Raw genomic sequence first — 23,729 nt, 5'->3', positions numbered from 1 at the left:
GCGGGTCTCCCCCGCGATGTCGTCACCGGCACTATTGGGCGCTGACCACCCGCCCCTTGTCCCGCTCGCTGATCACATATTGCCGATACTGCGGATCAGCCTTGATCTGCGCTTCGCTGAACGGAATCGGCGCCAGTTGCTTGGCCGCGAAGGCTCGTGTCTGGTCGGCGGCATGCGCCGACGCCCGCTCGCTCGACAGCGAGAACGCCAGCAACCCTTGGGCCTGCGGCCCCTGCTCGGTGAAGCTGACCACTTGCAGATAGCTCGAACCACTGACCACCAGGCGCTTGCCCGGCCCTACCGGCACACTGACCATCGCGTTGTAGACGCCCAACGCCTGCGGCCCGCCGGGCACCGGCGTGCCATCGGCGGCCTGCTGGATCTGCCCCCAACGCTGGTCGGCGGCGATACCGGCCTCCTTCACCTGCGCCAGCGAGTCCAGCGCCGCTTCGTGCAGCAGCTTGCGCACCGCGGCCTGCTCCACCGCCAGGCCACGAGGCGTGTGCAACGGGTCGGCCGGGTCGAACGGCACGCGCCAGCTTTGCGGATGCTCGGTCAACGCGCCGGCGATATTGATGAAATGAACCAGGCCGATACCGCTGTCCTGGTCGGCCTTGCCGGTCCACGCCTGCAGGCTGGCGCACACCGACTGAATGTCCGCCTCCACGCCCTTGCACCATTGCAACAAGTCCGGCATCAGCAGGCTGGCCTGGTACACCTCGTCATCGAACACCATGTGCTGCAGCTCGGCGCTGCCCAGCTTGCCCTTGCCTTGCAGGCGCTGCAGGGCAAAGCGGCTACGCAGGCCCAGGGGCTGGTCGGCACGGCTGACCAAGGGCGAGAAGCCGGTCAACGGCTGGGCCGGGTTGGCCATCCACGCCGAATCGTTGGCGTGCTGTACATAATCGCGCCGCTCCAGGCTCGGCAGCAGGTTGGCCGGGAAGATCCCTGGCTGGGCCGCCTGCGCATCCACCTTCCATTGACAGGCACTGCGCGAGCCGTCGAGCACCACCAGCGGGCCCGACGCGCCCGGGTTGCTGCACTGCTCCAGCATCCCCTGGTCGACATAGGGCACCACCGACTGATTGAGGTACAAGGCCTGGCCAGCAGCGTCCACTGCCAAGGTGTTGACCCAGGGGATGCCCTGCAGCTCGCCCACCGACGCCTTCAGCGCCTGCAGGCTGTCGGCACGGTTGATCCGGTACCACTGCTGCAATACCCGGGTGTTGTCGAGGTTGGCGTCACGCAGGCTGTAGGCGGCGTGATTGTCCCAATCCAGACGGCCGGGCCATTGCACCACAGGGCCAAACTTCGACAGGTGAATCGTGCGTTCGACCTGGCTGAGCGTACCGTCCTCACCCTTCACCGTGACCGTTAGCAGCTTGCGCTCCAGCGGCAGCGACTGGCCGTCATACAGGTAGCGGGTGGCGTCCTTGGGGTCCAGTTGCAGGCGGTAGAGGGTGAAGTGCTTGGAGGTGTCGACCGTGTGGGTCCAGGCCAGGTGCCGGTTGAAACCGATATTGACCACCGGCAGGCCCGGCAAGGCCGCGCCCAGCACATCCAGTTGCCCGGGGATGGTCAACTGCATCTGGTAGAAACGCAGCCCACCGACCCACGGGAAGTGCGGGTTGGCCAGCAGCAACCCACGGCCATTGGCCGAACGTTCGGCGCCCACGGCCACGGCATTGCTGCCACGCTCGGCGGCGAACTGCGCCTGTCGCGCCAAGGCCACGCTGTAGTCGACCGCCGGGCGCTGCGCCGCCAGCTTGGGTGGCGTCGCGGCGACCACGGCCTCGACGAATTGCCCCACGCCGCCCTCGGCCAGCAAGCGCCGGGTCAGCTTGACCAGATCGCGACTGGTGATCGGTCGTAGCCACTCCCCTGCCCCGCACTCGGCCGGCAGCCCCTCGGCCCGTCGTTCACCCAAGGCACGGTTGTAGCCGTTGGCATAACCATCAAGCAGGTCGCGCACCGCCACCGGCTGCGCCTTGAGGAAACTGTCTACCGCCGCAGGCTCGTTGAGCCAGGTAAAGAACAGGTCGCTGGAGAGATTGTCACGCTGCTCGACCGTCTTGCCGTCGGCACCGAAATAGCGGGAGCGCTCGCCATTGACGGTCAGTACTTCGCCACCCAGCAGGCACAGGTTGTCCTGGGCATAGGCGTAGCCGATGCCGTAGCCCAGGCCGCGCTCGTCCTTGGCCAGGATGTGCGGCACGCCGAAACTGGTGCGCCGGATCTGCGCGGAGGCCTCGCCATCGACCTCGCGCGCCTGCAGGGTCAGGCTGGAAGCGACCAGGGCGGCGGCAAGGCCCAGGCGAAACAGGGGAAGAGGGATCACAGGCACTCCTCGTGCTTATCGGGGTCATCCCGAACAGACGAATGGCCAGATGAAAATTTTACGTTCGACGCGGTGCTGCAACGTTCTCAACAGAACGTGTCAGATTTTTTTCACCGAGGGTTGCAGTTTTGTCGAGCTCAAACGTCTTTAGATGTGAGGCACCCATGATTTCGGGACAGTCCACGAAAAGGAGCATTCACATGTACAACCCGCAACAATCGCTAGCGGCGCAGCCTGCACCCAGCCAGGCCGCCGCCTCCCAGGAGGAACGCGTGGGCAACGAACAGATCCGCGAGCTGCTGCGCGCCTACGGCCTGCGCACCAGCCTGATCCGCCTGAAGGTCATCGACGCCCTGCACACCGCCGGCCGCAATGGCCGCAGCATTGGTGTGCGTGGCGTGCATGCGCAACTCGAGCAGCTGGATATCCCGCTGTCGTTCCTGAGCGTGCGCGAGGTGCTCAAGCGCCTGTGCAGCGAAGGCGTGATCAACCTGGGCAGCGACAAATGCTACAGCCTGAACCCTCAGGCCCGGGCCGTGCTGGAGCAACCCGCCTCGCGCTGAGCGCATGGCCGGCAAGGATATGCCGGCCCGCCTGCTTCAGGGTTTCACCTTGCGCCGCAGGATCCCGTTGATCACCACCACGACCACCGCAATGGCGATGGCGACGTACTGGAATGTCTGCTCGCTGATAGTGCCCTGCTTCTGCAGGTAACTTAGGCCAAGCATGATCCCCAGGACCACCAGGATGATCAGGATCGAATATTTCAGGCGCTGCACGTGTGTCATCGGAGGTTCCTTGCGACATCGGGGACATGAGGCTCCAGCGGAGCCAACGCCATGATACCTCGGCCGCTTTCCCCTCGCTGCAGTTCCTGCCGGCTCCCAACGCAGCCATCCCCTCTTTCCTGCCCCTGCCCCACGGTAGCGTCGAGATGCGCCCGTAAGTGCATGTCTAGGTAAGCTACCCACTAAGCCATCATGGAACCCTTTCTCTAGATGGTTTGGGGCCTGTAGCGCAAGGGTGAAGGCATTTCCTACTTCAAGGAGCCCAGTTGCCCGCAAACAACAGACAAGGACGACTACAAACCCCGGTCCGCTTCGCGCCTAGCGACCCTTTCCGTCGCTGTTCGAAAATCTGGCCACGCCACGCGGACCTCCCCGTGGCAACCCACGCCGCAGCCCATCGGGACCTCGGCGCCGGCCAAACCCAATGACGGAAGGAACCATTTCGTGGAAATGCCAGACCTGAGCAACATCGACCTCACCCAACTGCCTCAGTCGCTGCAGGCACTGATCGAATGCATCGGTTTGGACAACGCCTACCGGCTGACCCATGCCTTTGGCGGACGCCCCAAGTACATCCCCAAGCATCGCCAACGCACCAAACTGGCCGATGTGCTGCCGTCCGAGGCGCTCGATGCGCTGATCCAGCGCTTCGCCGGCCTTGCCCTGGAGATCCCCAAGTCCGACCACTTCCAGCGCCAGCTGCGCAACCAGCAGATCCAGCGGGAGAGCGCCAGCGGGCTGTCACGCAGCCTGCTCGCCGACAAGTATGGGTTGAGCCTGCGACAGATCGGCAACATCCGTAGACAGGCGTAGCCACGGCAACCTCAAACTACTTTTCGCCGTCCTCGAGCGGTGTGCTCCACAGCACCAGCTCGAGCGCCGCGGCAATCTGGATACGGTGGTCGGCAAAGGGAATGGGCAGCATGTCCTGGGCGCGCTCCAGGCGCCGGAGCAAGGTATTGCGATGCGTACCCAATACTTCGGCGGTCTGGATCAGAAATCGCGCTTGTAGAAGATATCCAGCGAGCTGGCCAGGCCGCTGGCGGCTTCCAGGTAGACCTTCTTGCTGAGCTTGTAGCGCAAGGCAATGGTATTGGCCGGCTCGAACACGCCCACGCCATAGCGCAGGCTCAGGCGCTCGGTGAGGTTGCCGCTGGCCACCACGCTGGTCTTGTTGCCCGTGCCCTGGGTGTCGAGCTGGAAGTCGTCGATGCCCAGGTTCGAGGCCAGGCCGCCAGTCAGACCGGCGCTGCCCATCAACCCCAGCCCCAGCGCCGCCTCGGCGAGCATGTTGCTGTCTTCGCCGGAGCTGTTCAGCGGGCGACCCAATACCAGGTAGGACAACGCCTGCTCCTGGCTCATCGCCGGCTCCGAGAACACCTTGGTGGTCGGCTGCTCGGCGCTGCCGCTCAGGCGAATGCCGGCGATCACGTCGTCGACCTTTCGGATCGCCTCGATGTCCAGGTATGGCTGGTCGATGGGCCCGGCGAACAGCAGCCGCGCGCGGCGAATGGTCAGGCTCTGCCCATACTGCCGATAGCGTCCGTCGGCCAGGCTCAGCTCGCCACGGGTGTCGAGGTTGTCGCCGATATGCACGTGGCCCAGCAGGTTGGCGGTCAGGCCAAAGCCCTTGAACGACAGTTTTTCGCTGCCGACATCGACATCGATGTCCATCGCCACCGCCATCGGCGGCTTGCCCTGTTCGGTCTGGTGGCCCACGATCACCGTGTCGTCCGAGACCTTGACCGTCGACGGCGGCAGCTCGCGCACGGTGATCTTGCCCTTGGGCACCTGCACCTTGCCGGTCACCGCCAGTTTGTCGTCCACCAGGCGAACGTTCAGGTCGGGCGCCACTTCCAGCGCCGCGTAGGGCTCGACGCTGACCGGCAGTTGCTGGCCTTGCAGGCGCAGGTCCATGCCCAGCGCCTGGCCCCAGGTCATATGCCCGGTCAGTTGCCCACGCCCTGCCGCGCCACTGCGCCAGTTGCCGTTCAGTTGCACCTGTTCACCGGCGATCAGCGCCTGCAGCGACAGGTCCTCCAGGCTCACCGGCAACTCCGCGCCGCTGACCTCGCCACCACTCAAGGCCAGGCTGCCATTGACCTGGGGCGCAATCAGGCTGCCGGACAGACGCCCGCTGCCGTTGAGCTGGCCGGCCAGGCGCTCGACCATCGGCAGGAACGGCCGGATGACCGACAGCTCAAGCCCGGCCAGGCGGAAATCACCGGACAACGGCTTGTTGCGGCCCAGCGGATCAAGGCGGGTGTTCACATTCAGCTCACCCAGGCGCTCGCCCCGGAAGTCCAGGCGGGTGTCGACCCGGCGTGGCGCCAGGGTGCTGTCCAGGCGCAGCACCTGATAGGGGAAGTCGACCCAGCGGTCCTTGTCACGTACCCGCAAGGTACCGCCACCGGCATCGACGCGGATGCTGCCCTTGGGGCCGCTGGCCGGGATGTCGAGGTTGATGTCGGCGTTGAGCAGGCCCTGCCAGGCGAAGTCCTTGGGCAGCCACTGCGCCAGGCTGTCCAGCGGGAACTGCTTGAGGTGGTAGCGCAGGCGCGGCTCCGGCGCCAGGCGCTGGTCCTCGCCGCACAGGCTGGCTTGGCCGGAACGCCAGCAATGGGCGCCGAAATCGAGCTGACCGCTGGCCAGGCGCTGCAGGCGCGCCGGGGCCTGCAACTGCCAGTCTTGGCCGCCGGCCTGGATCCGCCCGCTGGCCAGGCGACCGCGCCAGTCACCCTTGGCCAAGGCGCCATCCAGCGCCAGGTCGAGCTTGAGTTGCGGGCCGTCGAGGGCCAGGGTGGCAGCCTGCTGGCGAAGATCGCCCTTGCCTTGCACATCAAGACTGCCCAGGGCGGTATCACCCACCCGGATACCGCCGGCCTTGAGCGTCACCTGGCCACGCTGGGCATTGTCCAGCCGGGCATCCAGGTCCAGTCGCTGCACACGGTTGTCGGCCTGGCCCAGCTGTTGCCCCTGCAGGGTCAGGGTGCCTTGCGGCGCGGCCAGAGTGCCGGCCAGGTCCAGGCGCCCCTTGGCCTGCCCTTGCAGCTGCGGCCAAAGCTGGCCCAGGCGCGGCAGGTCGAGGTCGACACGCCCGGCCAGGCGCTGCTGCACGCTGGCGCTGCCATTGATGCGGTTGTCGCCCAGCTGCACCGCCAGGCTGCCCAGGGTCCAACGCTCGCCTGCGCCTTCGGCGTCGACCTTGACCAGCGCCGGCTGGCCGCGCAGGCGCCCTTTGAGGTCCAACTGAGCCTTGAGCGTCAGTTGCTCGTGCTTCAATTCGCCCTGGCTGCGCAGCGGGCCGGCCAGGGTGCCGGGCAGCTCCGCCAGCCAGTAGGCCGGGTCCAGGGCCGACAGTTGCAGGTCGACATCCCAGGCCAGGGTGTCGGCGAAACGCACGCCGACACTGCCGGCGGCCTTGCCCTGCCCGGCGTTGAGCACCAGCTGTGGCAGGCGTACCTGGCCCAGGTCGCCGTCGAACGGGCTGGCCAGGCTGAAGGCGCCGGCCGGGCCATCCAGGTCGCCGTTGAACACCCCCTTGTAGCTGCCGTCGCGGTACTGCACCTGGGCGTTGAAGCGCTTGAGCGTGACCTGGGGCGCCGTCTCCAGCGGGTACAGGCGCAACCAGGGGAAGTCCAGCCAGTCGAGGCTGACATCGGCGCTCAGGCCCTGCTGCCAGTCGGCGCTGGCCTGCAGCTTGAGGCGCTGCTGGTCACTGGCGTTCAGGTCCAAGGCGTCGAGCCGGGCACCCTTGGCATCGACCTTGCCGGCCAGCACCAGGCCGATCGGCCCTTGCTCGGCGGGCAGCGTGGCCGAGCCGGACAGCTGATAACCCTTGAGCAAGTCACCCTGGGCATCGAGCCGCAGCTGGTCGAGTTGCAGGGTGTCGGGCAGCTCGGCGGCGGGTTTGAAGCTGTCCGCGCGAATGCTCAGGTGGGCCGGCAGGTGCTCGGCCAGGGCCTGGAGCTCACCGCTCAGCCGTGCGTCCAGGTAGCCACTGCTGGTGGCATCGACGGCAAGGGACTTCTGCAACTCGCCCTTGGCGCTCAACGCCAGTTGCCAAGGCTTGCCATCGACCGCGGGCAGTTGCAGCGTACCTTGCAACTGCAGCGGCCAGTCGCCTTGGGGCGTAAGGTCGCCCTGCACGTCCAGGCGCAGGTCGTCGCGGCGCAGTTGCAGGCTGTCCACGCGCAGGCCGCTCGCAGTCCAGTGCGCGGCCAGGCTGAGGTCACCCAGCAGATCGCTGCCATCCAGGCGCAGCTGGCCTACCTTGACCTCGCCCAGCTCGATGGCCAACGGCAGATTCAGCATCGGCAGTTGCAGCGGGCCGCTATCGGGCTTGTCCTCGCCCGGGGCGAAGGCCATGTCGATAAGCTCGGCCTGCAGACGCTCGACGCACAAGGTGGCGCGCAGCAGGCAGGCTGGCGACCAGTCCAGTTGCGGGGCCTGCACCTCGACTCGGTCTTCGCCCGCCGTCCAGCGCAGTTGGCTGGCCTGCCAACTGCCGCCGAGGCGTCCGGAAAAATCGCTGACTTGCAGCCCCGGCACCAGGCCCAGCACCCAGCGGCTGCCGCCCTGGGTACCCAGCACCAGGCCCAGCGCCAGGACGATCAGCAACAACAGGCCCAGCAGTGCCAGCAGGATGGGTTTGACTACACGCGTCACAGCTCAGGTCCCATGGAGAAGTGCAAACGAAAACCACCGTCGTCATCCAGGGCGCGGGCCAGGTCCAGGCGCAGCGGCCCCACCGGCGACACCCAGCGCACGCCGATGCCGACGCCGGTCTTGAGGCTGGGCAGTTCCAGCGAATTGAACGAATTGCCCTGATCGATGAAGGTCGCCAGGCGCCATTTCTCGGCAATCGAGTACTGGTACTCGGCGCTGCCGGCCACCAGGTAGCGCCCACCGATGCGGTCGCCCTGGTTGTTCTTCGGCGACAGCGACTGGTAGTCGTAACCGCGCACGCTCTGGTCGCCACCGGCGAAGAAGCGCAGGGACGGCGGGATGTTCTGCTGGTAGCCATTGGTGGCACTGCCGCCGAACTGCACGCGACCAAGGAAGCGATGGTTCTGGCCCAGGGTGGTCAGGCCCTTGAGCAGCACGTTGCCGTGGATCAGGTTGGTGTCCGAACCCAGGCCCTCCTTGGCCGCCTGCAGGTCGAACTGCAGGCGGTAGCCATTGTGCGGATCGATGCGGTTGTCGCTGCGCAGGTAGGAGAAGCTGACACCCGGCATCAGCAGGTTGCTCAGCCCCGAGTCATCGCCCAGGCGATACTCCTCGCGCTGGTACTTGAGCGAAATCACCCGCTGCCAGCCGCTGGGCAGCTTGCTGTGCCACTCCGGGCCGACGGTGAGCAGCTTGCTCAAGGTATCGGTGCCGGAAATCTCCTCGTTCTGGTAGCCGCCGGCGAAGCGCAGCTTGTCGGTGAGCGGCGGGTCCAGCGGAACGTCGTACCACAAGCCGACGTTCTGCCGGGGCGCCGACAGCTCGGTTTCCCAGCCGTAGCTGTGCCCTTGCGGGTTGACCCAGTGGCGGGTCCAGTTGGCCTTGCCGCGCGGGCCGACGTCGGTTGAGAAACCCAGGCCCAGGCCTAGGGTGCGTGGCTTGCGGGTGTCGAGGTGGACGTCCACCGGGATGTCCTCGCCGACTGCGGCGGTGGGCGCGGCGTCCACGCGCACGCTGTCGAAGTAGCCGCTGGACTGCAGGTCGTTGTTGAGTTCGGCGATCAGTTCCGAGTCGTACGGGGTGCCGGGCTTGAACCCCACCATGCGCTGCAGCAGGTCGTTGTCCAGCGGCGCATCGCCACCGAAGCTCACCGCGCCAAGGCGGTAGCGCGGGCCGCTCTGGTAGACCAGTTCGATGTCGGCCACACCGGCCTGCGGATCGACCGCCAGGCGCTGGCGCTCGAAGCGCCCGGCGAAGAAGCCGTAGCGCGAGGCCTGGTTCTGGATCAGCCGCTTGGCGTCCTCGTAGGTGCCATGGTTGAGCTGCTCGCCCGGACGCAGCGCCTTGCTGTCGGGAATGCGGAACACCCTGAGCTCGCTGGCCGGCCCTTCGATACGCACGGTCACGTTGCGCAGGCGAATCGGTTCGCCGGGCTCGACCTGGATGATCAGTTGCGGTGGCTTGTCTTTTTCGGCCGGCGCCTTGACCTCGGTCTCGACCCGCGCCTGGTAATAGCCCAAGGCCTGGGCCGCCTTGCGCGCCTGCTCCTCGGCGCCCCGGCTGAAGCGCAGCAAGGCCTCTTCGTCGCGGTCACCCAGGCTGCCGATATACCCTTCGATATTGGACTTGAGCGCCTTGTTGGCGGGTTTGACCCGCACCAGCAATTCGCTCTGCGCCCATGCCATGGAGCTGGCGGCCAGCAACAGCAGGCCCCAGCCAAGTCTTCCTGAATACGTCATGCGCGGCATGCTACCAGAGCGCAACGGCCAAGGGGCTTTCAGAAAACGCCTGTCACAGGTTCGCTACCCTCGACGAGCGCGGGTTGGGGTGGAAGAACACCCGCTCACGGATCGGCCCCACGGCGATCTCGCCGATCTCTTCATAACCCTGGCGCTGGTAGAACGCCAGGTAGTGCGCATTGCCGGTGTCCAGCACCACGCCCTCGGTACCGGCGTCCTCGGCGCACCAGTCATGCACGGCCTGCAGCAGTTGCTCGCCGTAGTGCTGGCCCTGGAACTGCGGGTGCACGCCCAACAGCGGCAGCACATGCACCTTGTCCCCCGGCAGGCACCCGGCCAGCGCGGCCTGGTAATCCAGGTAGCGGCGGGTGCAGCGCAGGCCGGTGCCGAGGATCATGCGCAGGCGCCAGGCCCAACTGTCGGCCACGCCGAGCCGGCGTTGCGGCGGCACGATCAGCGCCAGACCGATCAGGCGATCCTCCAGCAACAGGCCGATCGCCGGCAATTGCAGATAAAAGTGCTGGCGCACCCACTCGCGCACCATCACCCGCAGGCGGCGCTCGTACCCGGGGCGCTGGGCCTCGAACAGCCAGGCGAAGGTCGGTTCGTGGCGGTAGGCATGGTAGAGCAGCGAACGCGCCTCGCGGGCGTAGCCGGCGTCGAGCAGGCAGATCCGGGCCGGGGCGGCGATGTCGTCGGGCATTGCGGGCAGTCCTCCTGGAATGGGCGTACAGGGCCTTGGAGCCAGATTCCGGCGCTGGGTTCACCTCCTCCAGCACGTTAGCAGCGCCCGCAGCGCGGCGCCATGCTGGCCGTGGCCGGCGATGTCGGCTAGCATCCGTGGCTTTTACCAGGATCGTCTTTCCATGAAGATCGTCTCGTTCAACATCAACGGCCTGCGCGCCCGCCCGCACCAGCTGGCGGCGCTGATCGACAAACACCAGCCGGACGTGATCGGCCTGCAGGAAACCAAGGTCAGCGACGATCAGTTCCCGTTGGCCGACGTCGAGGCACTCGGCTACCACGTGCACTACCACGGCCAGAAGGGCCACTATGGCGTCGCCCTGCTCTCGCGGGAAAAACCGCTGTCACTGTCCAAGGGCTTCGCCAGTGACGAGGAGGACGCCCAGCGCCGCTTCATCTGGGGCACCTTCGCCGATGCCGACGGCACGCCGATCACCATCATGAACGGCTACTTCCCCCAAGGTGAAAGCCGCGACCACCCCACCAAGTTCCCGGCCAAGCAGCGCTTCTACAGCGACCTGCAGGCCCTGCTCGAAGGGCAGTTCAAGAATGACCAGCCTGTGGTGGTGATGGGCGACCTGAACATTTCGCCCCAGGACTGCGATATCGGCATCGGCCCGGACAACGCCAAGCGCTGGCTTAAGACCGGCAAGTGCAGCTTCCTGCCCGAAGAGCGCGAGTGGATGGAGCGTCTCAAGGGCTGGGGCCTGGTCGACAGCTTCCGCCACCTGTACCCGGACGTGGCCGACCGCTTCAGCTGGTTCGACTACCGCAGCCGCGGTTTCGAGGACGAGCCCAAGCGCGGCCTGCGCATCGACCTGATCATGGCCTCCCATGGGCTGCTGCCGCGAGTCAGGGCCGCCGGGGTCGACTATGAGCTGCGGGGGATGGAAAAGCCTTCGGACCATGCGCCGATCTGGCTTGAGTTGGGCTGATTGCGTACGGGCTGCGCGCTCACAGGCGCAGCCCTACCACACCTGGATACAAATCCCCCTTAAACATCGCCTCGTTCAGTTCGTCCAACAGCACGAACTCCCGCTGTCTGCCCAGCAACCCTGAACAAGGCTTCCCCATGACCGCACCCCTGAACCGCCTCACCCTGGCCGCCCTGCTGGTCGCCTGCAGCCTGCCGGCCCTGGCCGCGGCGCCCGCGCACAAACCCGGCAGCGTGTTCCGCGACTGCGCCAAGACCTGCCCGGAAATGGTGGTGCTGCCCGCCGGCAGCTTCATGATGGGTACCCCGGATGACGAAAAAGGCCGCCAGGACGACGAAGGCCCGCTGCACGAGGTAACGTTCAAGAAGGCCTTTGCTGTCAGCCAGTACCAGATCACCAACGGGGAGTGGAAGGCCTACCTCAAGGCCACCGGCTACAAGGTCCCCAACGGCGATACCCGCCCGGGCCGCGAGTGCATTGCCGGCGTGCCGCGCTACCAGCAAGGCGACCGCCAGCCCGCCGTGTGCCTGAACTTCCACGAAGCCGAGGCCTATGCCAGCTGGCTGTCGAAAAAGACCGGCAAGGTCTACAAGGTGCTCAGCGAATCCCAGCGCGAGTACGCCGTGCGCGGCGGCAGCACCGGGCCGTTCCCCTTCCCGCTCGATGACAACGACGAGCAGAAGTACCAGATCTCCAAGCACGCCAATACCTACGGCCCTACCGACGGTTTCTCCTTCACCTCGCCGGTCGGCAGCTTCCCGCCCAACGCCTTCGGCGTCTACGACGGCCACGGCAACGTCTACGAATGGACCCGCGACTGCTACGTCGACAGCTACGCCAGCGCCCCCACCGACGGCAGCCCGCAGACCAACAGCAGCGAATGCGAGGATCGCCGGGTGATTCGCGGCAACGATTACACCGAGGCGCCGATCTTCTCGCGCTCGGGCAACCGCAACGAGCGCAGCTCGACCTTGCGCGGCGACTGGATCGGTTTCCGCGTCGCCCGCGAGCTGTAAGCCCTGCCCCGCCCTCGGCGCCGGGCGACTAAATCCGCGCAAAACCCTCTCGTCTACCAAGATCAGGACCTGCTCCTGCCCGGCGCCAACGAATACTCACGAGATGCCCCCATGACGCTCAAGACACCCAGCCTCGCCCAGGAAACCCTGCGCATACTCAAGCCGTTCTGGATGCTGGTCGCGCTTTCGGCGGCCCTTGGCGTGGTCAGCGGCCTGAGCGTCACCGCCCTGCTGGCCACCATCAACAGCGCGATGAATGCCGCCGGCGGGCCGGACACCCATACCGCCCTGCTGTTCGGCGGCCTGTGCGTGCTGACCCTGGCCTGCTCCACCGGCTCGAACCTGCTGACCAACTACGTGGGCCAGAAGGTGGTGGCGCGGCTGCGCCGCGAATTGTCCGCCAAGGTGCTGGTGGCGCCGATTGCGCAACTGGAGCGCTACCGTGCCCACCGCCTGATCCCGGTGCTGCTCAACGATGTCAGCACCATCAGCGCCTTCGCCCTGTCCGTGGCACCCATGGTCATCGCCTTTACCGTCACCTTGGGCTGCCTCGCCTACCTGGCGCTGCTGTCCTGGCAGATCCTGCTGATCACCGCCCTGACCGTGGTGATCGGCACTGGCGCGCAGTTCCTCGCCCACCGCTTCGGCATGAAGAACATCCTCACCGCCCGCAACGGCGAGGACGAGCTGCAGAAGCACTACCAGGCCCTCTCCGGCGGCGCCAAGGAACTGCGTATCCAGCGCAAGCGCCGTCAGCACATGCATGACCAGCTGATCCACGGCGCCACCGAGCGCATCTGCAAGGCCAACATCCGCGCGGCGAACATCTTCGTCAGCGCCGAGACCTTCGGTTCGATGCTGTTCTTCGCCGTCATCGGCGTCGCCATCGCCTTCCAGGCGCTGTGGCCGAGCACCGATCGCACCGTGCTCGGCGGCTTCGTACTGGTGATGCTGTACATGAAGGGGCCGCTGGAGCAATTGATCACCAACCTGCCGAGCATCAGCCGCGCGCAGATCGCCCTGCGCCGCATCGCCGAGCTGTCGGCGCGCTTCTCGTCGCCGGAGCCGCACCTGCTGGTGAGCGACCGCGCCCCGGCCGTGTCCAGCGTCGAGTCGATCGAGCTGCGCCAACTGCGCTACGACTACCCGCAGGTCGAGGGCAGCCAGCCGTTCCACCTGGGGCCGGTGAACCTGAGCATCCGCCAGGGCGACATCGTCTTCATCGTCGGCGAGAACGGCTGCGGCAAGACCACCCTGATCAAGCTGCTGCTGGGCCTGTACAGCCCGCAACAGGGCGAAGTGCGCCTCAATGGCGAAACGGTCACCCCGCAGCGCCTGGACGACTACCGCCAGCTGTTCACCACTATCTTCGCCGACTACTACCTGTTCGACGAGCCGCTGCCCGGCCAGGCCGAGCTGCCGCCCGAGGCCGGCAGGTACCTCGAGCGCCTGGATATCGCCCACAAGGTGAGCATCCGCGACGGCAGCTTCACCACCACCGACCTGTCCACCGGCCAGCGCAAGCGCCTGGCGCTGATCAATGCCTGGCTCGACCAGCGCCCGGTGCTGGTGTTCGATGAATGGGCCGCCGACCAGGACCCGGCCTTCCGCCGCGTGTTCTACACCGAGCTGTTGCCGGAACTGAAACAGCAGGGCAAGACCATCATCGTCATCTCCCACGACGACCGCTACTTCCCGGTGGCCGACCAACTGGTGCGCATGCACGGCGGCCAGATCGTCGTCGAGCGCAACCAGGAACCCGCCCTGCCCGCCTGACCCCGCCTTACGGGCGGTGGTCCTCGCCACCGCCCGCACGTTGTAAATTCCCCGCCGCTCCGCTCGTTCCCCTATAGCCGCACGCTGAATCACCCCTGCCTACAGGGAAGTCGCAGGTCAGGCCCCTGCCAACCGAAAATATTTTTCCGGTTTTGGCATGCGCATGCGTCCTACTCGCAACGGAATAATTTTCATTTACTTTGCGTACCTTGAGCCAGAGCATAAAAATGCCACTACCAGCCAACACACTGACCCCCTTGAGCAAGGCGCTGATGCTGCGCCGGATGCTGCGTTCCTCGCCGGCCATGGCCACCCTCGGCCTCGCCCTGTCCCTGCCGCTCGCCGCCCAGGTGCAAGCCCAGGAGCAGGACTTCGACATCCCTGCACAATCGCTGAGCAGCGCGCTGCAAGAGCTGGGCCGCCAGGGCAATCTGCAGGTGCTGTTCAGCCCGGAGACCGTGCAGGGCCTGCGCAGCAGCCCGGTCAAGGGTCGTTTCTCGCCAACCCAGGCAGTTGGGGAGCTGCTGAAGAACAGCGGGATTCGCTACAGCGTGCAGGACAACACCCTGATCATCAGCGGCGCGGCTGAATCCGGTTCGGCCATGACCCTGGACGCCACCACCATCAATGGCCAGGTGCTGGGTGCCACCACCGAGGGCAGCAACTCTTACACCACCGGCGCGGTGACCATCGGCAAGACCGCGCAATCGCTGCGTGAGACCCCACAGTCGGTCACCGTTGTCACGCGCAAGCTGATGGACGACAAGAACCTGGTCTCGCTGGACCAGGTGATGGCCCAGACCACCGGTATCACCCGCGCCAACCGCGGCTATGGCAACCATCACTTCAGCTCCCGTGGCTTCGACCTCACCGACGAAAGCTACATGGTCGACGGCGTGCCCGGCCAGGCCTACGCCTACACCGGCTGGATGACCCCGGACATGGCGATCTTCGACCGCGTTGAAGTGCTGCGCGGCGCCTCCGGCCTGCTGGTGGGCGCGGGCAACCCGGGCGGCGCGGTGAACCTGGTGCGCAAGCGCCCGACCGCCGACCCGCGTTTCTCCGTCATCACCCGCGCCGGCTCCTGGGACAACTACCGCCTGGACCTGGATGCCAGCGGCCGCCTCAACCCCCAGGGCACCCTGCGCGGACGCATGGTTGCCTCCTATGAAGACCGTGGCTACTTCACCGATGTCACCAAGTCCAAGCGGCCGCTGCTGTACGGCATCGTCGAGGCCGACCTCAACGATGCCACCACCGTTGCTGTCGGCCTGCGCCGCCAGACCTCGCGCATCGACGGCTACAGCGTGCTGGGTATCCCCAACAACCCCGACGGCAGCAACCCGCACCTGAAGCGCTCGACCTACCTCGGACAGGACTGGACCAAGCTGCAGACCAACATGGACGAGGTGTTCGCCGACCTCACCCACCGATTCAACGACAACTGGACCGGCAAGCTGGCGCTGTCTCACTCCGAAGGCGGTTACAACCGCAGCGCCATCGAGTGGGGCGTGAATGACACGCTGGAGTACGGCGCCCCAGGTGGTCCAGTGGTCAAGGACGTCAGCTATCACAAGTTCGATGTCACCTCCAACGCCGTCGACGGCCACTTGGATGGCACCTTCGAAGCGTTTGGCCTGACTCACCAGCTCACCCTGGGTGCCAACTGGTCCAAGCGCAAGATGAACGACAAGGACGCTACGGAGTTCTTGCCCACCCCTATTCCTCTCGATGTGTTTGATCCCAGCCACAGCAATATTCCTGAGCTGGCGCGCCAGGGATGGGACTCCAAGAACGACACCATCGACACCCGCTACGGCACCTACCTGAGCGCCCGCCTGCACGCCACCGAAGACCTGAGCTTCGTCCTCGGTGGTCGCCTGAGCTGGTACAAGAACGAAGCCTGGAACGGCCCGAAGGTAACCACCAGCCGGCAGGACGAGGAATTCACACCCTTCGTCGGTGCGATCTACGACCTGAACGACCAGTGGTCCTGGTACGCCAGCTACGCTGACATCTTCCTGCCGCAGTCCAACTACCGCACCGTCAGCGGCAGCGTGCTCGACCCGTCGATCGGTTCGAACTACGAGACCGGGATCAAGGGCGAGCTGTTCGACAAACGCCTGAACGTGTCCTTCGCAGTCTTCTACATCGAGCAGGAAGACGTGGCCCAACAGGACGCCGCCAACCGTGACAAGTGCCCGACCGATCCGGCCGGCCGCTGCTGGGTCAACGGCGACGGCATCAACCGCAGCAAGGGCTTCGAAGCCGAGGCCACCGGCGAACTGCTGCCGGGCCTGCAAGTGGCGGCTGGCTACACCTACAACACCACCAGCTCGTCCGAAGGTGGCCCAATCTCGGCGCAGACCCCGAAACACATGGTGCGCGTGAACACCAACTACACCTTCCCGGGCGAGTGGAACCGCCTGAGCGTCGGTGGTGGCGTTTCGGCGCAGAACTCCTACGTCGATGCCTACAACGAGGCGTACAACAGCGGCCGGGCGATCTTCGACGCGCGTGCCGCCTACAAGCTCGACGAGCACTGGACCGTGGGCGTGGACGTCGAGAACCTGTTCGACCGCAAGTACTTCGACTCGATGGGCTACTGGACCCGCGGCACCACCTACGGTACTCCGCGTAGCTACATGTTCACCCTGCGCGGCGACTTCTAAACCCCGCGCGCCAAAGACCGGCGCCCCCTCCCAAGGGGGCGCTGTGTTTTCAGCGGCATCCAACGCCCTGTTGTCTTTCCCCCCGCCCCACCGCACACTCGACCCCGCCAGCCAGGAAGCGGAGTCCGCAGTGCCCACGCCACGCCAATTCAGCAAGAAGACCAGCACCAGCAACATGCTGCGGCTCAAGTCCGGAGACGCCGGCAACCAGCGCCCCTATCGCGTCGACTTCGTCCTGCTCGAACACTTCTCCATGGCCAGCTTCACCGTGGCGATGGACGTGCTGGTCACCGCCAACCTGCTGCGCGCCGACAGTTTCACCTCCACCCCGCTGTCACTGGGCGGCGATCGCGTGCTCAGCGACCTGGGCCTGGAACTGATCGCCAGCCCGCTCGATCCCCGCAGCCTGCACGACCTCGACCTGTTGGTGGTGTGCGGCGGCCTGCGCACGCCATTGAAGTACCCCGACCTCGACCGCCTGCTGGGCGACTGCGCCAGCCACGGCATGACCCTCGGCGGGCTGTGGAACGGCGCCTGGTTCCTCGGCCGCGCCGGGGTGCTCGACGACTACGGCTGCAGCGTGCACCCCGAGCAGCGCGCCAGCCTGGCCGAGATCAGTCCGCAGACGCGCATTACCCCGGCCAGCTTCACCCTGGACCGCGATCGCCTGAGCGCCGCCAGCCCCAATGGCGCCATGGAGCTGATGCTCGGCCTGGTACGGCGCCTGTACGGCGATGCCCTGGCCGAAGGCGTGGAAGAGATCCTGTCGTTCTCCGGCGCACGCTATCGCCAGGTCGGGCCCGGGGCGAAGAAGTCCATGAGCCTGCACCTGCGCACCATCGTCGAACTGATGGAGAACAACCTCGAGGAAACCCTGAGCCTCGACCAGCTGGCCGCCTACTCCGGTCGCTCGCGGCGGCAGATCGACCGTTTGTTCCAGGCCCAGCTGGGTACCTCGCCCAGGCGCTACTACATGGAACTGCGCATCACCAAGAGCCGGCGGCTATTGCAGTATTCGGACCTGTCGGTGATGGAGGTGGCGGTGGCCTGCGGCTTTGTTTCGGTATCGCATTTCAGCAAGTGCTATGCGGCGTACTTCGGCTATCCGCCGTCGCGGGAGCAGCGGCTCGGCGAATGATGCTGCCTGGGCTTGCCCCGCGATAGGGCCGGAACGGACAACGGATCAGCCCTGCTCATCGAGCAATGCCTGGATCACCCGCTCCTGCCCCGCATAATCGCCTTCGCCAAAGTGCACATGGCGCACCTGCCCCTTGCGGTCGACGAAGTAGTGCGCCGGCCAGAACTGGTTGCCCCAGGCGTTCCAGATCCGGTAGCCGTTATCCACCGCCACCGGATAGGCGATGCCCAGTTGCTGCACCTGCGCCCGAACACTGTCGATGTCATGCTCGTAGTCGTACTCCGGCGTGTGCACCCCGACCACCACCAGCCCCTGCGCGCTGTAGCGCCGCGCCCAGTCGTTGACATGCGGCAGGCTGCGTCGGCAGTTGATGCAGTCATAGGTCCAGAAATCCACCAGCACCACCTTGCCCTTGAGGGCCGGGCCGTCCAGCGGCGGCGAGTTGAGCCACTGCTCGGCCCCGGCCAGCGAAGGCATGGTGCCATAGCTGTCGCGGGCCAGCAGGTGGCCGGCCAGGCCCAGCCCGAGCAGGGCCAGGGCCACGCCGCCGGCCTTGAGCAGGCGGCGCTTGCCGCGCGCCTCAGTTGTCATGGCAGCCACTGGTGGCGTAGGAGCGGTACTCGACGCTTTGCGGCTTGCCCTGGGAGTCGAGGTAGTCCATGCGCGTGTTGACCACGCCGCAGGTGTTGCTGCGATCATCCTTCACCGACAGCACCTTCTTCACATCCAGCTTGTCGCCGTAGCGGTACTGCATCACGCTGGCCTCGTTGAGCGAGGTGCTGCTGGCCTGGGCGGTGATGGCGCCAAGGCCGAGGGCGGCGAACAGGGCGGCGCTGGCGAGGGTCTTGATAGTCATGGTGGTTCTCCTGATGCGAGGTCTTGGCATTGGGGAGGCGTCGCTCCCCGGTAGAGCCATTTCACTCCCGCCAGGTATCCCGCTTGTGTCCGCCCAGGCTGTGAAGTGCCTGCTCCTGTATCCACGGCAGTGCCAGATACACTGCAATACAAAGCGTGGCAGGCAAGCCCGGATTCGCTCGGTACACTGCGCCCAACCCTCACCTACAAGGACACCCCGATGGAGCATGTCGATCACATCCTGGTCGTCGACGACGACCGCGAAATCCGCGAGCTGGTCGGCAACTACCTGAAGAAGAACGGCCTGCGCACCAGCATCGTCGCCGATGGCCGACAGATGCGCGCCTTCCTGGAAAACAATACGGTCGACCTGATCGTCCTCGACATCATGATGCCCGGCGACGACGGCCTGCTGCTGTGCCGCGAACTGCGCGCCGGCAAGCACCGCAACACGCCGGTGCTGATGCTGACCGCGCGCAACGACGAGACCGACCGCATCATCGGCCTGGAAATGGGCGCCGACGACTACCTGACCAAGCCGTTCTCCGCCCGCGAGCTGCTGGCGCGGATCAACGCCGTGCTGCGCCGCACACGCATGCTGCCGCCCAACCTGACCATCAGCGAAAGCGGTCGCCTGATCGCCTTCGGCCCCTGGCGCCTGGACACCACCGCCCGCCACCTGCTCGACAGCGAAGGCACCCTGGTGGCGCTGTCCGGCGCCGAGTACCGCCTGCTGCGGGTATTCCTCGACCACCCGCAGCGGGTGCTCAGCCGTGAACAGCTGCTCAACCTGACCCAGGGCCGCGAGGCGGACATCTTCGACCGCTCCATCGACCTGCTGGTCAGCCGCCTGCGCCAACGCCTGGGCGACGACGCCCGCGAGCCCACCTGCATCAAGACCGTGCGCAGCGAAGGCTATGTGTTTTCGCTGCCGGTGCAGCTGCTGGAGTCACCGGCATGAAGTGGCCACGCACCCTGGCCTCGCGCCTGGCGCTGATCTTCTTCACAGGATTGGTGCTGGCCTATGGCCTGTCATTCAGCCTGCAGGCATACGAGCGCTATGTCAGCAGCCGCTCGATGATGCTCAGCAACCTGGAGCTGGACGTGTCGACCTCGGTCGCCATCCTCGACCGCCTGCCCGCCGCCGAGCGCCCGGCCTGGCTGTCGCGCCTGGAACGGCGCACCTACCGCTACCGGCTGGACGAGGGGCTGTCCGGCGAGGCCATGCCGAGCGAGAACCCGCCGATGGCCGCCGACTCGATCGTCAAGGCCATCGGCGACCGCTACCGCCTGACCTTCCAGGAAATCCCCGGCCCCAATGCGCACTTCCAGGCCCACCTGCGCCTGGCCGACGGCGCGCCGCTGACCATCGACGTCACCCCGGCACCGGTACCGGTGGCCACCTGGCTGCCGGTGGTGCTGCTGATCCAGCTGGCGGTGCTGCTGGCCTGCACCTGGCTCGCCGTGCGCCTGGCCATCGGCCCGCTGACCCGGCTGGTCCAGGCCGTGGACGACCTTGACCCGAACAGCCCCGGCCCGCTGCTCGACGAAAGCGGCCCGCGCGAGGTGCGCTACGCCGCCGTGGCCTTCAATGCGCTGCAGGCGCGCATCGCCGCCTACCTCAAGGAGCGCATGCAATTGCTGGCCGCCATCTCCCACGACCTGCAGACGCCGATCACGCGCATGAAGCTGCGGGTCGAACAGATGGACGACGGGCTGGAAAAGGACAAGCTGTGGCACGACCTCGACGCCATGGAGCACCTGGTGCGCGAGGGCGTGGCCTATGCCCGCAGCATGGACAGCGGCACCGAGGCGCCGTGCCGGGTCAACCTCGACGCCTTTCTCGACAGCCTGGTGTTCGACTACCAGGACAGCGGCGCGCAGGTGAATCGCAGCGGCAGCGCCCAGGCCACCCTGGAAACCCGTCCCCACGCCTTGCGCCGGGTGCTGGTGAACCTGGTTGACAACGCGCTGAAGTTTTCCGGCGCCGCGCAGCTGGAAGTCGGCTGCGAGAACGGCGTGACGCTGATCCGCGTGCTCGACGATGGCCCCGGTATCCCCGAAGCGGAACTCGATGACGTGCTCAAGCCGTTCTACCGGGTCGAAAGTTCGCGCAACCGCAGCACCGGCGGCACCGGGCTGGGGCTGGCGATCGCCCAGCAACTGACCCAGGCCATGGGCGGCAGCCTGACCTTGCGCAACCGCGCCGAAGGCGGACTGTGCGCGCAGGTCGAGTTGCGTTGAAGTAAAGGGCAAGCCCGCTGCTCAAGCCTGTGGCAGCGGGCTTGCCCTTTGACGCGGCCAGCAAAGGCGACAACAAAGCAAGATCGTTCAAGCCACCTCCGGCCCCCTCTGGCATGCTTGTCTGCCCTGTCGATTCGTTGCCGCTTCCATGCCCAGCCCACCCCTCGCCCGCCAAGCGTTCCTCCACGGCGCCATCGCCATCCTGCCGCTGTCCGTGGCCGTTGCCCCCTGGGGCCTGCTCGCAGGCAGCATGGCCATCGAAGCCAACCTCAGCGCCTGGCAAGGCCAGGGCCTGTCGGCCATCGTCTTCGCCGGTGCCGCGCAACTGGTGGCCATCGGCATGCTCAAGGGTGGAGCCAACCTGTTCTCGATCCTGCTCACCACCCTGCTGCTGACCTCCCAGCACCTGCTCTACGGGCTGTCGATGCGCCCGGTGCTGTCGGGGCTGCCGACCCGCTGGCGGTTGGGCCTGGGCTTCCTGCTCACCGATGAGTTCTTCGCCCTCACCAGCCACCACGACCAGCAGCAGTTCAACCGCTGGTACGCCTTGGGCGTGGGCCTGACCTTCTACGTGGCGTGGAACCTGTTCACCCTGGCCGGCATTGTCCTCGGCCAGAACATCCCGCACCTGGATCAGTTGGGCCTGGACTTCTCCATCGTCGCCACCTTCGTCGCACTGATTGCGCCGCTGGTGCGCAACCTGCCGACCGTGGTGTGCGTGGCGGTGTCGCTGTTCTGCTCGGTGCTGTTCAGTTACTGGCACTGGGAGACCGCCCTGGTCGCCGCCGGCCTGCTGGGCATGACCGCCGGTTTCGTCTGCCAGAAGTTCTCCGGAGGCCGCCCATGATCTGGCTGCTGATCTTCGCCATGGGCGCGGTGGTGTTCCTCAACCGCTACGCCTTCCTCGAACCGCGCCTACCCCTGCGCCTGAGCTCCAACGCGCGGCAGTTCCTCGGTTTTGCCGTGCCCGGCATGCTCACCGCGATCTGCGGGCCGATCATCTTCCTGCCCGGGCACCAGCTCGACCTGAGCCCGCTGAACCCCTATCTGCTCGGTTCACTGGTGGCCATCGCCCTGGTGCTGTTGACCCGCAGCGTATTGCTGAGCATGCTGGCGAGCATGCTGATCTTCTTCCTCCTACGCAGCTGGCTGGCATGACCACGCCCCTGCGTGAACAGGCCCACCTGTGGCAGGCGCCCGCCCTGGGCGATGTCGAGATGCTGCACGCCCGCTATATCCAGCAGCGCTTCGCTCCGCACGTACACGAAGGCTATGTGTTCACCGTGATCGAGTCCGGCGCCCAGCGCTTCTGGCACCGAGGCAGCGAGCACCTGGCGCCGGTGGGCAGCATGGTGCTGATCAACCCCGACGAGCTGCACACCGGCGCCACCGCCCACGAGGCCGGCTGGCGCTACCGTGGCTTCTACCCCGAGCACGAACGGGTCACCGGCGTGCTCGACGAGCTGGAGCTGGGCCGCCATGGCCTGCCCCGGTTCAAGGACAGCGTGATCCAGGACCCGGCCCTGGCCGCCACGTTCAGCCACCTGCACCGGCTTTCGGAGTCCTGTGCCAGCGCCCTTGAGCAACAGACCGCCTGGCGCCAGGCCGTGCTGGCACTGGTGCAGCGCCATGGCCATTGCGCCGAACCCGTCGCCCCCGGCAACGAACCGCTGGCCGTGGCCCGCGCCCGCGAGCTGCTGGAGAGCCAGCTGGCCGATCCGCCGTCGCTGGAGGCCTTGGCGGCCGCGGTGAACCTATCGCCGTTCCACTTCGCCCGGGTATTCCGCCAGGCCACCGGCCTGCCGCCGCATGCCTGGCTCAAGCAGCGCCGCCTGGCCCGCGCCCGGGAACTGCTCAAACGCGGTCAATCCGTCCTCGAAGTCGCCTTTACCCTGGGTTTTGCCGACCAGAGCCATCTGAGCCGGCAGTTCAAGCAGGCCTATGGCGTGCCGCCGGGCGCCTATCGCCAGGCCTGTCTCAACCTGGCGTAGCGGCACGACTCCAGGCGCCCGGCGTCAGCCCGGTCATGCCGCGGAAGAACGCGATGAAGGCGCTGTCGCTGGCGAAGCCCAGCTCATCGGCGATCTCCCCCAGCGGCACGTTCAGCGCCAGGCGCTCGACCGCCCGCAGCAACCGCCACTGCTGGCGCCATTGCTGGTAACTCATCCCGGTGTCGCGACGCAGCAGGCGGCCGATGGTCTTTTCACTGGCCCCGGCTTGCCGTGCCAGTTCGCCCAGCGCCGGCGGCAAGCGGTCGAGTCCGTCCACCAGGCGCGCCAGGCGTCGGTCGCGCGGCAGCGGCAGCAGCATTGGCTGGCGCTGCGCGCTCTGCAGTTCGGCACGACACAAGCCCAGCAAATGATGATTGGCCCCATGCCGCCAGTCGCTGTCGAAGGGTGCCTCGGCAATCCGCTCGAGCAACTCGCGCAACAATGGGTTGACGTCGAGGATCGTCACCTGCTCCGGCAGCCCCGCCGCCGCCGTCGCATCCAGGTACACCGAGCGGTAATCCACCGTTTCGCGCATCCGCGCGCGGTGTGCCAGACCGCCCGGTATCCACGCCGCGCGGCTCGGCGGCAACAGGCACAGCAGCCCCGGCGAATCGATGCGCACGCAGCCCTGGCGGGTGAACAGCACCTGACCTCGGACATGCCAGTGGTTGCCGGAATCATGGTCGCCCAGGGCCGAGCAGATGCCGATCACCGGTGCGCAGTGGGCGTCCGGGTCAAAAGCGCTATCGGGTGCGAGCCATGCCATTGCAGCTTGTCCTGTTTCATTGATTTTATGGCCTGATCACGATAATGGATCACAGCTTG

21 protein-coding genes are annotated in these 23,729 nt (G+C 66.4%); 12 read left to right on the top strand and 9 right to left on the bottom strand.

What is annotated here, in order from left to right; all coding sequences use genetic code 11:
* Positions 1–31: 31 nt before the first annotated feature.
* Complete coding sequence (pvdQ, locus tag ACZ9C1_RS04535; RefSeq protein ID WP_476253662.1) at positions 32–2,338, bottom strand: bifunctional acylase PvdQ; 2,307 nt, start codon at positions 2,336–2,338, stop codon at positions 32–34.
* 200 nt (positions 2,339–2,538) lie between these two features.
* Here pvdQ and ACZ9C1_RS04530 point away from each other — a divergent pair, with 200 nt between their 5' ends.
* Positions 2,539–2,901, top strand: coding sequence for a fe2+ zn2+ uptake regulation protein (locus ACZ9C1_RS04530; RefSeq protein ID WP_102682323.1), 363 nt, complete (start codon positions 2,539–2,541; stop codon positions 2,899–2,901).
* Positions 2,902–2,937: 36 nt separating this feature from the next.
* Here the strand turns inward: ACZ9C1_RS04530 and ACZ9C1_RS04525 are convergent, their stop codons facing one another.
* A complete protein-coding gene (locus ACZ9C1_RS04525; protein WP_023632313.1) occupies positions 2,938–3,126 on the bottom strand; it encodes a hypothetical protein in 189 nt (62 codons plus the stop codon).
* A 444-nt stretch (positions 3,127–3,570) separates the two neighbouring features.
* On the opposite strand from ACZ9C1_RS04525, the gene ACZ9C1_RS04520 reads away from it, so the two are divergent.
* Positions 3,571–3,939: a Mor transcription activator family protein gene (locus ACZ9C1_RS04520; RefSeq protein WP_139670908.1), complete on the top strand. Its 369-nt coding sequence runs from the start codon at positions 3,571–3,573 to the stop codon at positions 3,937–3,939.
* Positions 3,940–3,955: 16 nt separating this feature from the next.
* Here ACZ9C1_RS04520 and ACZ9C1_RS04515 read toward each other — a convergent pair whose 3' ends face one another.
* From ACZ9C1_RS04515 to ACZ9C1_RS04500, 4 genes are read right to left on the bottom strand one after another with little or no spacing between them, the layout of a single operon-like run.
* Positions 3,956–4,102, bottom strand: coding sequence for a helix-turn-helix domain-containing protein (locus ACZ9C1_RS04515; RefSeq protein WP_256659289.1), 147 nt, complete (start codon positions 4,100–4,102; stop codon positions 3,956–3,958).
* Positions 4,103–4,119: 17 nt separating this feature from the next.
* Positions 4,120–7,794: a translocation/assembly module TamB domain-containing protein gene (locus tag ACZ9C1_RS04510; protein WP_476253661.1), complete on the bottom strand. Its 3,675-nt coding sequence runs from the start codon at positions 7,792–7,794 to the stop codon at positions 4,120–4,122.
* A complete protein-coding gene (locus ACZ9C1_RS04505; protein WP_102682349.1) occupies positions 7,791–9,533 on the bottom strand; it encodes an autotransporter assembly complex protein TamA in 1,743 nt (580 codons plus the stop codon). The genes ACZ9C1_RS04510 and ACZ9C1_RS04505 overlap by 4 nt, the downstream gene beginning before the upstream one ends.
* A 52-nt stretch (positions 9,534–9,585) precedes the next feature.
* The gene (locus tag ACZ9C1_RS04500; protein ID WP_102682350.1) at positions 9,586–10,236 is read right to left on the bottom strand and encodes a GNAT family N-acetyltransferase; all 651 of its coding nucleotides are present in this window, start codon (positions 10,234–10,236) and stop codon (positions 9,586–9,588) included.
* A gap of 163 nt (positions 10,237–10,399) precedes the next feature.
* Here ACZ9C1_RS04500 and xthA point away from each other — a divergent pair, with 163 nt between their 5' ends.
* The 5 genes from xthA to ACZ9C1_RS04475 all read left to right on the top strand — a co-directional run bounded on the left by xthA (position 10,400) and on the right by ACZ9C1_RS04475 (position 17,814).
* Complete coding sequence (xthA, locus tag ACZ9C1_RS04495) at positions 10,400–11,212, top strand: exodeoxyribonuclease III (RefSeq protein ID WP_102682351.1); 813 nt, start codon at positions 10,400–10,402, stop codon at positions 11,210–11,212.
* Between the two features lie 137 nt (positions 11,213–11,349).
* The gene (locus tag ACZ9C1_RS04490) at positions 11,350–12,228 is read left to right on the top strand and encodes a formylglycine-generating enzyme family protein (protein WP_476253660.1); all 879 of its coding nucleotides are present in this window, start codon (positions 11,350–11,352) and stop codon (positions 12,226–12,228) included.
* A gap of 111 nt (positions 12,229–12,339) precedes the next feature.
* On the top strand, positions 12,340–14,004 hold the full coding sequence (locus ACZ9C1_RS04485) for a cyclic peptide export ABC transporter (RefSeq protein ID WP_476253659.1): 1,665 nt from the start codon (positions 12,340–12,342) through the stop codon (positions 14,002–14,004).
* A gap of 227 nt (positions 14,005–14,231) precedes the next feature.
* Positions 14,232–16,676, top strand: coding sequence for a TonB-dependent siderophore receptor (locus tag ACZ9C1_RS04480; RefSeq protein ID WP_476253658.1), 2,445 nt, complete (start codon positions 14,232–14,234; stop codon positions 16,674–16,676).
* Between the two features lie 130 nt (positions 16,677–16,806).
* Positions 16,807–17,814, top strand: coding sequence for a GlxA family transcriptional regulator (locus ACZ9C1_RS04475; RefSeq protein ID WP_367856107.1), 1,008 nt, complete (start codon positions 16,807–16,809; stop codon positions 17,812–17,814).
* A gap of 45 nt (positions 17,815–17,859) precedes the next feature.
* On the opposite strand, the gene ACZ9C1_RS04470 is transcribed toward ACZ9C1_RS04475, so the two are convergent.
* Both ACZ9C1_RS04470 and ACZ9C1_RS04465 read right to left on the bottom strand, forming a co-directional pair.
* Complete coding sequence (locus ACZ9C1_RS04470; RefSeq protein ID WP_110699735.1) at positions 17,860–18,375, bottom strand: thioredoxin family protein; 516 nt, start codon at positions 18,373–18,375, stop codon at positions 17,860–17,862.
* A 19-nt stretch (positions 18,376–18,394) separates the two neighbouring features.
* On the bottom strand, positions 18,395–18,670 hold the full coding sequence (locus ACZ9C1_RS04465; RefSeq protein WP_110699403.1) for a DUF2790 domain-containing protein: 276 nt from the start codon (positions 18,668–18,670) through the stop codon (positions 18,395–18,397).
* A 219-nt stretch (positions 18,671–18,889) separates the two neighbouring features.
* On the opposite strand from ACZ9C1_RS04465, the gene ACZ9C1_RS04460 reads away from it, so the two are divergent.
* The 5 genes from ACZ9C1_RS04460 to ACZ9C1_RS04440 all read left to right on the top strand — a co-directional run bounded on the left by ACZ9C1_RS04460 (position 18,890) and on the right by ACZ9C1_RS04440 (position 22,904).
* Complete coding sequence (locus ACZ9C1_RS04460; RefSeq protein ID WP_046855862.1) at positions 18,890–19,630, top strand: response regulator; 741 nt, start codon at positions 18,890–18,892, stop codon at positions 19,628–19,630.
* Positions 19,627–20,913 (top strand): sensor histidine kinase, encoded by a 1,287-nt coding sequence (locus tag ACZ9C1_RS04455; protein ID WP_046855863.1) that lies wholly within the window; start codon positions 19,627–19,629, stop codon positions 20,911–20,913. The genes ACZ9C1_RS04460 and ACZ9C1_RS04455 overlap by 4 nt, the downstream gene beginning before the upstream one ends.
* A gap of 148 nt (positions 20,914–21,061) precedes the next feature.
* Positions 21,062–21,760 (top strand): AzlC family ABC transporter permease, encoded by a 699-nt coding sequence (locus tag ACZ9C1_RS04450; RefSeq protein ID WP_258598044.1) that lies wholly within the window; start codon positions 21,062–21,064, stop codon positions 21,758–21,760.
* On the top strand, positions 21,757–22,071 hold the full coding sequence (locus ACZ9C1_RS04445) for an AzlD domain-containing protein (protein ID WP_102685400.1): 315 nt from the start codon (positions 21,757–21,759) through the stop codon (positions 22,069–22,071). Before ACZ9C1_RS04450 ends, ACZ9C1_RS04445 begins: the two co-directional genes overlap by 4 nt.
* Positions 22,068–22,904: an AraC family transcriptional regulator gene (locus tag ACZ9C1_RS04440; protein WP_401105261.1), complete on the top strand. Its 837-nt coding sequence runs from the start codon at positions 22,068–22,070 to the stop codon at positions 22,902–22,904. The genes ACZ9C1_RS04445 and ACZ9C1_RS04440 overlap by 4 nt, the downstream gene beginning before the upstream one ends.
* Here the strand turns inward: ACZ9C1_RS04440 and ACZ9C1_RS04435 are convergent.
* Entirely contained in the window at positions 22,891–23,670 is a 780-nt protein-coding gene (locus ACZ9C1_RS04435; protein ID WP_476253657.1) for an AraC family transcriptional regulator, read from the bottom strand. The genes ACZ9C1_RS04440 and ACZ9C1_RS04435 overlap by 14 nt on opposite strands.
* Positions 23,671–23,729 lie beyond the last annotated feature (59 nt).

The sequence above is a fragment of the Pseudomonas sp. TE21435 genome (genome assembly GCF_056279265.1).
The sequence above is the reverse complement of the archived record's forward strand: the minus strand, read 5'-3'. Positions and strand labels throughout refer to the sequence as shown.